Annotated in this window: 10 protein-coding genes and 1 pseudogene; 2 read left to right on the forward strand and 9 right to left on the reverse strand. The window is 71.0% G+C overall.

Going from position 1 to position 8174, the window contains the following annotated elements; all coding sequences use genetic code 11:
• The first annotated feature begins 308 nt into the window (after window positions 1-308).
• On the forward strand, window positions 309-653 hold the full coding sequence (locus VGO20_RS03395; RefSeq protein ID WP_327500881.1) for a hypothetical protein: 345 nt from the start codon (window positions 309-311) through the stop codon (window positions 651-653).
• Between the two features lie 24 nt (window positions 654-677).
• Here VGO20_RS03395 and VGO20_RS03400 read toward each other — a convergent pair whose 3' ends face one another.
• The 4 genes from VGO20_RS03400 to hisG are packed head-to-tail and all read right to left on the reverse strand — an operon-like array spanning window position 678 to window position 3620.
• Window positions 678-1136 (reverse strand): arsenate reductase ArsC, encoded by a 459-nt coding sequence (locus VGO20_RS03400; RefSeq protein WP_327500882.1) that lies wholly within the window; start codon window positions 1134-1136, stop codon window positions 678-680.
• A 22-nt stretch (window positions 1137-1158) separates the two neighbouring features.
• Window positions 1159-1641 (reverse strand): UPF0262 family protein, encoded by a 483-nt coding sequence (locus VGO20_RS03405; protein WP_327500883.1) that lies wholly within the window; start codon window positions 1639-1641, stop codon window positions 1159-1161.
• A gap of 10 nt (window positions 1642-1651) precedes the next feature.
• A complete protein-coding gene (gene hisD / locus VGO20_RS03410) occupies window positions 1652-2953 on the reverse strand; it encodes a histidinol dehydrogenase (RefSeq protein ID WP_327500884.1) in 1302 nt (433 codons plus the stop codon).
• Window positions 2943-3620 carry an ATP phosphoribosyltransferase gene (gene hisG / locus VGO20_RS03415; RefSeq protein ID WP_327500885.1) on the reverse strand — a complete coding sequence of 226 codons (678 nt, stop codon included), beginning with the start codon at window positions 3618-3620 and terminating at the stop codon, window positions 2943-2945. The genes hisD and hisG overlap by 11 nt, the downstream gene beginning before the upstream one ends.
• A 152-nt stretch (window positions 3621-3772) precedes the next feature.
• Between hisG and VGO20_RS03420 the strand changes: the two genes are divergently transcribed.
• Window positions 3773-4759 carry a UDP-glucuronic acid decarboxylase family protein gene (locus VGO20_RS03420; protein WP_327500886.1) on the forward strand — a complete coding sequence of 329 codons (987 nt, stop codon included), beginning with the start codon at window positions 3773-3775 and terminating at the stop codon, window positions 4757-4759.
• Window positions 4760-4763: 4 nt separating this feature from the next.
• On the opposite strand, the gene VGO20_RS03425 is transcribed toward VGO20_RS03420, so the two are convergent.
• The 5 genes and pseudogenes from VGO20_RS03425 to VGO20_RS03445 all read right to left on the reverse strand — a co-directional run.
• A complete protein-coding gene (locus VGO20_RS03425) occupies window positions 4764-5264 on the reverse strand; it encodes a DUF2948 family protein (RefSeq protein ID WP_327500887.1) in 501 nt (166 codons plus the stop codon).
• 82 nt (window positions 5265-5346) lie between these two features.
• Complete coding sequence (gene murA, locus VGO20_RS03430) at window positions 5347-6624, reverse strand: UDP-N-acetylglucosamine 1-carboxyvinyltransferase (RefSeq protein ID WP_327500888.1); 1278 nt, start codon at window positions 6622-6624, stop codon at window positions 5347-5349.
• A 126-nt stretch (window positions 6625-6750) separates the two neighbouring features.
• Window positions 6751-7296 (reverse strand): deoxycytidylate deaminase, encoded by a 546-nt coding sequence (locus tag VGO20_RS03435; protein WP_327500889.1) that lies wholly within the window; start codon window positions 7294-7296, stop codon window positions 6751-6753.
• A 2-nt stretch (window positions 7297-7298) separates the two neighbouring features.
• On the reverse strand, window positions 7299-7766 hold the full coding sequence (gene dut, locus VGO20_RS03440) for a dUTP diphosphatase (RefSeq protein ID WP_327500890.1): 468 nt from the start codon (window positions 7764-7766) through the stop codon (window positions 7299-7301).
• A gap of 183 nt (window positions 7767-7949) precedes the next feature.
• Window positions 7950-8174, reverse strand: a pseudogene (locus VGO20_RS03445) (hypothetical protein); the annotation flags it as partial.

An 8174-nucleotide genomic window follows, 5' to 3' on the forward strand; every position in this document is an offset into this window, starting at 1 on the left:
GCTCCATTCCGCCCTCAACTACAGGCCGCCAGTCGAGTATGAGATGCACTTCGCTCAAGCGCGCCCGGGGATACCCCCGGGCGCGCTTGCCTAAACCAACTGTCACTATTTCTCCTGTCTCACCGACGGGGGGCACTCCAGGGCACTCCAACCCCCACAAACCCCCACAAACCCCCACAAACCCCCACAAACCCCCACAAACCCCCACATACCCCCACGCCCGTGCGTAACCTCCCGGGCTCTTGACGGCCGCGGGCGGACGGTTTCAAGTGCCCATCCCGCGGTCGGACCGCCCATGGAGCCAGGACATGCCCCCGAAGAGGAACCCCCTCAACCTCAACGCGCTGCAGCTCAAGACCCTGACGCTGCTCCAGGAACTCGCCCGGGCGGCCGGGGAGCCGGCCCCGGACGGCGCGGACGGGGACGTCCTGGTGACGCAGCTCCCCCACGCCCACGGCAACCATTTCCATCTCGGCAATGCCGTGGTGATGAGCAAGGACGCGACCGGCCTGACGAACCCCGCCGTCTATGCCGCCCTCGACCGCAAGGGCCTGACCCGCTCGGACGCGCCGGGCGGCGTGGTCGTGACGGCCGCCGGCATGGGCTACGACACCGGGCTCGCCGACGAGATCCTGCACCGCTCCGACCACTGAGGCGCCGGCGGGCGGGCCGGCGGCTCACACCGTCGGCCCGCCCCGCACGGGGAAATGCTTCAGGATCTGCGCCTGCAGCCCGTCGCGCACGTCGCGGTAGGCCTGGAGACGGGCCTCCCGGCTGCCCTCGACGATCGTCGGGTCGAAGGTGTTCCAGTACTCGACGTCGCAGGCCATCGTCCGGGTCAGCTCGACCGCGCGGTGCTGCGCCTCCGGCGACAGCGACACGACGAGGTCGAAGCTGGTGTCCTCGAGGTCGTCGAAGGTCTTGGGCCGGTGGCGGGTCATGTCGATGCCGATCTCGTCCATCACCGCGACCATGAACGGGTCGACGTCGCCCTCGCGCACGCCGACCGAATCGACGAACAGCCGGTGCCCGTGGAAATGCTTCAGCAGCGCCTCGGCCATGGGCGAGCGGATCGCGTTGTAGGTGCAGGCGAACAGCACGCTCGTCACCGGGTACTTGGCTTCGGTCTCGAGCATGCGCCGGCCCGCCTCCTGTCCCTCAGCCGCGGATGTGCAGTATGCAGATCAGCGTGAACAGGCGCCGCGCCGTGTCGTGGTCGATCTCGATCCGGCCGGCCAGCCGTTCGCGCAGCAGTTCGGACCCCTCGTTGTGCAGGCCCCGGCGGCCCATGTCGATCGCCTCGATCTGGGACGGCGAGGCGCGCCGGATCGCCTGGTAGTAGCTGTCGCAGACCATGAAATAGTCCCGCACGATCGTGCGGAAGGTCGAGATCGGCAGCACGACCTTCGTCAGCGTCTCCTCTTCGTTCTCGGCCCGGATGTCGAAGACGAGGCGGTTGTCCTCGACCCCGAGATGGAGCGCGAACGGCCCCCGGTCCGGACAGTCGACGGGGCGGAAATGGTTGTCCTCGATCAGGTCGAAGATCGCGACCGCGCGCTCGTGCTCGACCTCGGCGCTGCGCCGGACCACCGTCCGCTCGTCGAGCGCCACGCGGGCGATGCGGTGCCGGTCGTCGCGCACGTGCCCTCCCTCAGCTCTCCCCGGGACCGAGGCGCATGGCGACCGACAGCGCGTGCGCGCCCAGCCCCTCGGCTTGCGCCAACGCCACCGCCGCCGGGCCGATCGCCCGCAGGCTCGCGGGCGTGCAGCCGACCAGCGTCGTCCGCTTCATGAAGTCCAGCACGTTGAGGCCGGAGGAGAAACGCGCGCTGCGCGCCGTCGGCAGCACGTGGTTCGGCCCCGCGACGTAGTCGCCGATCGCCTCCGGCGTGTGGCGGCCGAGGAAGATCGCGCCCGCGTTCCGGACCCGCGACGCCAGCGCGTCCGGGTTCTCGACCGCCAGTTCCAGGTGCTCCGGCGCGATACGGTCGACCAGCGCCACCGCCTCGTCCAGCGAGCCGACGGTGATCACCGCCCCGTGGTCGCGCCACGACGCGCCCGCGATCGCCGCGCGCTCCAGGCGCCCGAGATGCTCCTCGACCGCGCGGATCACGGCACGCGCGAAGCCGGCATCGTCGGTGATCAGGATCGACTGCGCGCTCTCGTCGTGCTCGGCCTGGGACAGCAGGTCGGCGGCGATCCAGGACGGATCGTTGGCCCCGTCGGCGACGACCAGGATCTCCGACGGCCCCGCGATCATGTCGATCCCGACCGTGCCGAACACCTCGCGCTTGGCGGCGGCGACATAGGCGTTGCCCGGGCCCACGATCTTGTCGACCGGCGCGATGCTCGCCGTGCCGTAGGCGAGCGCGCCCACCGCCTGCGCGCCGCCGATGCGGTAGATCTCGTCGATGCCGGCGAGGCGCGCCGCCGCCAGGACCAGGGGATTGACCACCCCGCCCGGGGTCGGCACGACCATGGCGAGGCGCGGCACGCCCGCGACCCGCGCCGGCAGCGCGTTCATCAGCACCGAGCTCGGATAGGCCGCGAGCCCGCCCGGGACGTAGAGCCCGACCGCGGACACCGGCGTCCAGCGCGCGCCCAGCCGGACCCCGGCCGCGTCGACGTAGTCGCGGGCCTCCGGCACCTGGCCGCGGTGGAACGCCTCGATCCGCTCGGCCGCCAGCCCGAGCGCCGCCATCAGCGCCGGCTCGACGCGGGCGACCGCCCGGTCGATCTCGTCCTCGGTGAAGCGCAGCCCCGCCGCCCCGCACTCGACGCGGTCGAAGCGCGACGTGTAGTCGAGGACGGCGGCGTCGCCGCGCGCCCGCACATCGGCCAGGATGGCGGCCACGGTCGCGCGCACGTCCTCGCTCGCCTCGCGCTTGGCGCCCAGCAGCTCGGCGAAGGCGGCCTCGAAGCCGGCATCGCGGATGTCGAGCTCACGCGGCATGGACGGCATCCCTGAACGCGTCGACCCAGCCCCCGACCTCCTCCGGCCTGGTCTTCAGCGCCGCCCGGTTCACGACCAGCCGGGAGGTCACGTCCGCCACGTGCTCGACCTCGACCAGCCCGTTCGCCCGCAGGGTCGAGCCGGTGGACACCAGGTCGACGATGCGCCGGCACAGGCCCAGCACCGGTGCCAGCTCCATCGCGCCGTTGAGCTTGATGCATTCCGCCTGGACGCCGCGCGCCGCGAAGTGCCGGCGCGTGACCTCCGGGTACTTGGTCGCGACGCGCACGTGGCTCCAGCGCGCGGGATCGTCCCGCTCGACCATCTCGCCCGGCTCGGCGACGCTGAGCCGGCAATGGCCGATCCCCAGGTCCAGGGGGGCGTAGATTTCCGGAAAGTCGAACTCCATCAGCACGTCGTTCCCGGCCACTCCCAAATGGGCGCCGCCGAACGCCACGAAAGTGGCTACGTCGAACGACCGCACGCGAATGATCTCGATATGGGGCAGGTTCGTCGAGAAGCGGAGCTGGCGGCTGCCCGGGTCGTCGAAGGCCGGTTCGGGCCGGATGCCCACCCGGTCGAGCAGCGGACGCAGCTCGTCCAGGATCCGGCCCTTGGGCACGGCCAGCACGAGCGCATCGGACCCTGCGGGGGTCGGACTGGACAACGGTATCTCCACAGGTTGGCGGGACCGGCGTCTAGATAGCACAGGAGCGAGGCGGGATGTCACGCGTGTCTGATCAAAGCCCGACTGGCGCAGGAGGCGGCGCTGGGGCTAGACTCTCCCCCGGGGGTAGTCCCCGGACTTCCGAAGGAGCCATGATGTTCGGTAGAAAGCGGGTACTCGTCACCGGCGGCGCCGGGTTCCTGGGGTCCTTCTTGTGCGAGCGGCTGCTCGCCGACGGGCACGACGTGCTGTGCGTCGACAACTACTTCACTGGCTCGCGCGACAACATCCTGCACCTGCTGGACGATCAGCGCTTCGAGGTCATCCGCCACGACGTGACCTTCCCCCTCTACATCGAGGTCGACGAGATCTACAACCTCGCCTGCCCCGCCTCGCCGATCCACTACCAGTTCGATCCGGTCCAGACCGTCAAGACCAGCGTGCATGGGGCCATCAACATGCTGGGGCTCGCCAAGCGCACCAAGGCGAAGATCTTCCAGGCCTCGACCAGCGAGGTCTACGGCGACCCGACCGTCCATCCCCAGACCGAGACCTACTGGGGCAACGTCAACCCCGTCGGCCCCCGCGCCTGCTACGACGAGGGCAAGCGCTGCGCCGAGACCCTGTTCTTCGACTACCACCGGCAGTTCCAGCTCAACATCCGCGTCGCCCGCATCTTCAACACCTACGGGCCGCGCATGCATCCCCGCGACGGCCGGGTCGTGTCGAACTTCATCATCCAGGCGCTCCAGAACCAGCCGATCACCATCTACGGCGACGGCCGCCAGACGCGCTCCTTCTGCTACGTCGACGACCTGATCGAGGGCTTCGTGCGCCTGATGGGCGCGCCGGACGACGTGACCGGGCCGGTCAACCTCGGCAATCCCGGCGAGTTCACGATCCGCGAGCTGGCGGAGATCGTGGTCGAGATGACGGGCTCGCGCTCGGAGATCGTCAGCCGGCCGCTGCCCCAGGACGACCCGATGCAGCGCCGCCCCGACATCTCGCGCGCCAAGCAGGTGCTGGACTGGGAGCCGAAGGTGCCGCTGCGCGACGGCCTGTCCCGGACGATCGCCTATTTCGACGGCCTGCTGCGCCGGCACGGCACCGTGGAGGCCCTCGCCGCGGCGCCGCGCTGACGCCTCACGCGGCCCGGTCGTCTAGGGGGTGGCCGTCCAGGGGGTGGTCCGGCTTCAGGGTGGTCGGCCAGGGCTCGCCCATGTCCGCGACCCTGAGGCACCACCCCGCTCCCTCCAACCGGATCGACGCGCCGCCCGAGAAGTGCAGGAGGATGGCGCCGCCCTCCTCCGCGATGGTCAGCAGGCACAGCATCCGCGCCCGGTCGCGCAGGTCGAACCCGCGCAGGCGCGCCGCCGAGATGCCGTCGAAGCACAGCGCGCAATGCGTGCGCTCGTAGACGCCCGCCGCGACGCCGTCCTCGAAGGACGCGTCGACGTCGTCCTCCGCCGGCGCCATCGGCTCGGGCGCCGCCTCCCAGCGGAAGCGGTTGACGACCATCGCGAACCGCTTCTCGCCCGGCAGGAAGCACATCTCGCCGACCGGCACGATCGCGTCCTGGAGGAAGCCCGCGACGACCTGGAGGTCCTCGTCGTCCCGCGCGATCAGCTTCAAGGGAGTACTCATCGCCGACATCCTCGTCCTGGCCGAACCCGGCCGAAGATGTCGGGAGCGCAGGCGCCGTTTCAAGACGGCGCCTGCGCCCGCGTCACTCCTTGAGGCGCTCGATGTCGGCGCCGCAGGCCGCGAGCTTCTCCTCCAGCCGCTCGTAGCCGCGGTCGAGGTGGTAGACGCGGTTCACCACCGTCTCGCCCTGCGCGGCGAGCCCGGCCAGCACGAGGCTGACGGAGGCGCGCAGGTCGGTCGCCATGACCGGTGCGCCGGTCAGCCGCGGCACGCCCCGGACCAGGGCCGAGGCGCCGTGGACGGTGACCCGCGCGCCCATGCGCATCAGTTCCGGCACGTGCATGAAGCGGTTCTCGAAGATCGTCTCGGTGATCATCGACGCCCCGTCCGCGACCGACATCAGCGCCATCATCTGGGCCTGGAGGTCGGTCGGGAAACCGGGATAGGGCTCGGTCATCGCGTCCACGCCGTGCAGGCCGTTGGTGCGCGCGGCCCGGAAGCCGCGCTCGGTCGGCGTGAACTCGATGCCGGCCGCCGAGAGGGTCCGCCCGACCGACTGGAGGTGGTCGAGGTCGCCATGCACCAGCTCGATCTCGCCGCCGGTGATCGCGGCGGCCATCAGGTAGGTCCCGGTCTCGATGCGGTCCGAGACGATCCGGTGCTCCGCGCCGTGCAGGCGGTCCTTGCCGCGGATGCGCAGCGTGTCGGTGCCGATGCCCTCGATCTCGGCGCCCATCGCGACGAGGCAGCGCGCGAGGTCGGTGACCTCCGGCTCGCGCGCGGCGTTGGCCAGCACGGTCTCGCCCTTGGCCAGCGTCGCCGCCATCAAGAGGTTCTCGGTCGCGCCGACCGAGACGGTCGGGAACACGATGTCGGCGCCCCGCAGCCCCTCGGGGGCCGAGGCCAGGATGTAGCCGCCCTCCAGGTCGATCCGGGCGCCCATCTGGGTCAGGCCCTTGATGTGGAGGTCGACCGGGCGCGTGCCGATCGCGCAGCCGCCCGGCAGCGAGACCTTGGCGACGCCGCAGCGCGCCAGCAGCGGCCCGAGGACGAGCACGGAGGCCCGCATCTTGCGGACGAGGTCGTAAGGCGCCGTCGTGCTGACGATATCGGCCGCCTTCAGCGCGACGACGCGTCCGCCATGCCCCTGCGCCCCGGCGACGACGTCGAAGCCGACGCCGTGCTGGACCAGGAGGTTCGTCAGCGTCGCGATATCCGCGAGGTCGGGCAGGTTCGTGAGCGTCAGCGTTTCATCGGTGAGGAGGCTGGCGGTCATCAGCGGCAGTGCGGCGTTCTTCGCGCCGCCGATGACGATGCTGCCCCGCAGCGGCCGACCGCCGCGGATGCGGATCTTGTCCATGGACGTCCATCGGTACATGGTTGTGCCACCGCGACCGGGCGCCGGCCGCGGAAACGCCAGTATTAGGTGACGGGCACATCCGAGTCCACAGCCCGGGGGCGTTGTCCCTTAAAAGCCCCGAAACTGTCACGGGTCGTCGTGGATCGCGACTTCGCGGTCGTCGAAGCGGGCGACGAGCCGGGGAATGGCGCCGCTCCACAGGCGGACCGCCACGCCTCCCTCCTCGAAGATCGCGCTCGACGCCTGGTGATGGTGGGTCTCGCTGAAGCACGACCCGTTGCCGGGGTGCTCGGCGTGGAGGATCACCTCTCGCAGCCCGGCCTGGACGATGCCGCGCGCGCAGTCCGAGCAGGACATGAAGGGAAGATAGATGCGGCAGTCCTTCAGCGGCGTTCCCACGCGCGCGGCGTTGTAGATCGCGTTGCGCTCGGCATGCTCGAAGAAGAGGTGCTTCGCCGGCGAGGCGCGGCGCTCGGCCAGGTCGTCCTTCATCCCGCGCGGGAAGGAGTTGTAGCCGGTGGAGCGGATCTCGTTGTCCGGCCCGACGATGACCGCGCCGACGCGGGTCCGCGGGTCCTTCGACTTCATGGCCACCAGATAGGCGAGGCTCATGAAGTAGGTGTCCCAGTCCAGCGCCCCCGTGCTCACCGGCCCCGTGCTCACCGGCCCCATGCTCACCGGCCGCCCGTCCCGGTCGACCCGAAGCCGCCCGCCCCGCGCCCGGTGGCGGGAAGCTCGGCCGCCTCGGTCAGGACCGCCCGGCCGACGGGTGCGACCACCATCTGCGCGATGCGCATGCCGCGGGTCAGCGCGACGGGCTCGTGACCCAGGTTGACCAGCACGACTCCGATCTCGCCGCGGTAGTCCTCGTCGATGGTGCCCGGGCTGTTGAGGACGGTGATCCCGTGCTTCAACGCCAGCCCGGAGCGCGGCCTGACCTGCGCCTCGTAGCCCGGCGGCAGCGCGATCGCGAAGCCGGTCGGCACCAGCATGCGGGCGCCGGGCGCCAGCACCGCGTCCTCGGCCAGGGCGGCCTGCAGGTCGAGGCCCGCGGCCCCCGCCGACGCGTAGGCGGGCAGGTCCAGGCCCTCGGCGTGGGGCAGGCGCAGGATGCGCAGGGGGACGGTGTCTGGCTCGCTCATGACGGGACGGATGGATGCGACCGGCTGCTTGTAGCCGGTCGCATCCATCGGCTCAAGGCCTTCCGGAACCGGATGCGCGGCGCGCGAGCGCGCCTGCTCCTTGCGGCGGCGGAGATTCTCCCGCAGCGCCGCCGCAAGCCGTTCCTCCCGGCCACCGCGTCCGGTCATGCGGCCGCGCCCCGGTCAGTCCCGCCGCGGCCGGCGGGGGGCGGCGGCCGCGAGTTCGCTCTCAAGCTCGGCGATCTTCTTCTCCATGGAGGTGCGCAGCGCCGGGCTGGCATGGACCTTCAGCCCCGCGAGTTGCTCGCGAAGCTGCCGGAGCTGCATCTCCTTCTCCTTTGGAGAACGCTTGATGGCGACGGAATCGGAGCGCTGTCCGTCGATGGACCGCATGCTGAACATCCCTGT

Source organism: Arenibaculum sp. (assembly GCF_035998295.1).
Taxonomy (GTDB): Bacteria; Pseudomonadota; Alphaproteobacteria; order Azospirillales; family Azospirillaceae; genus DASYHS01.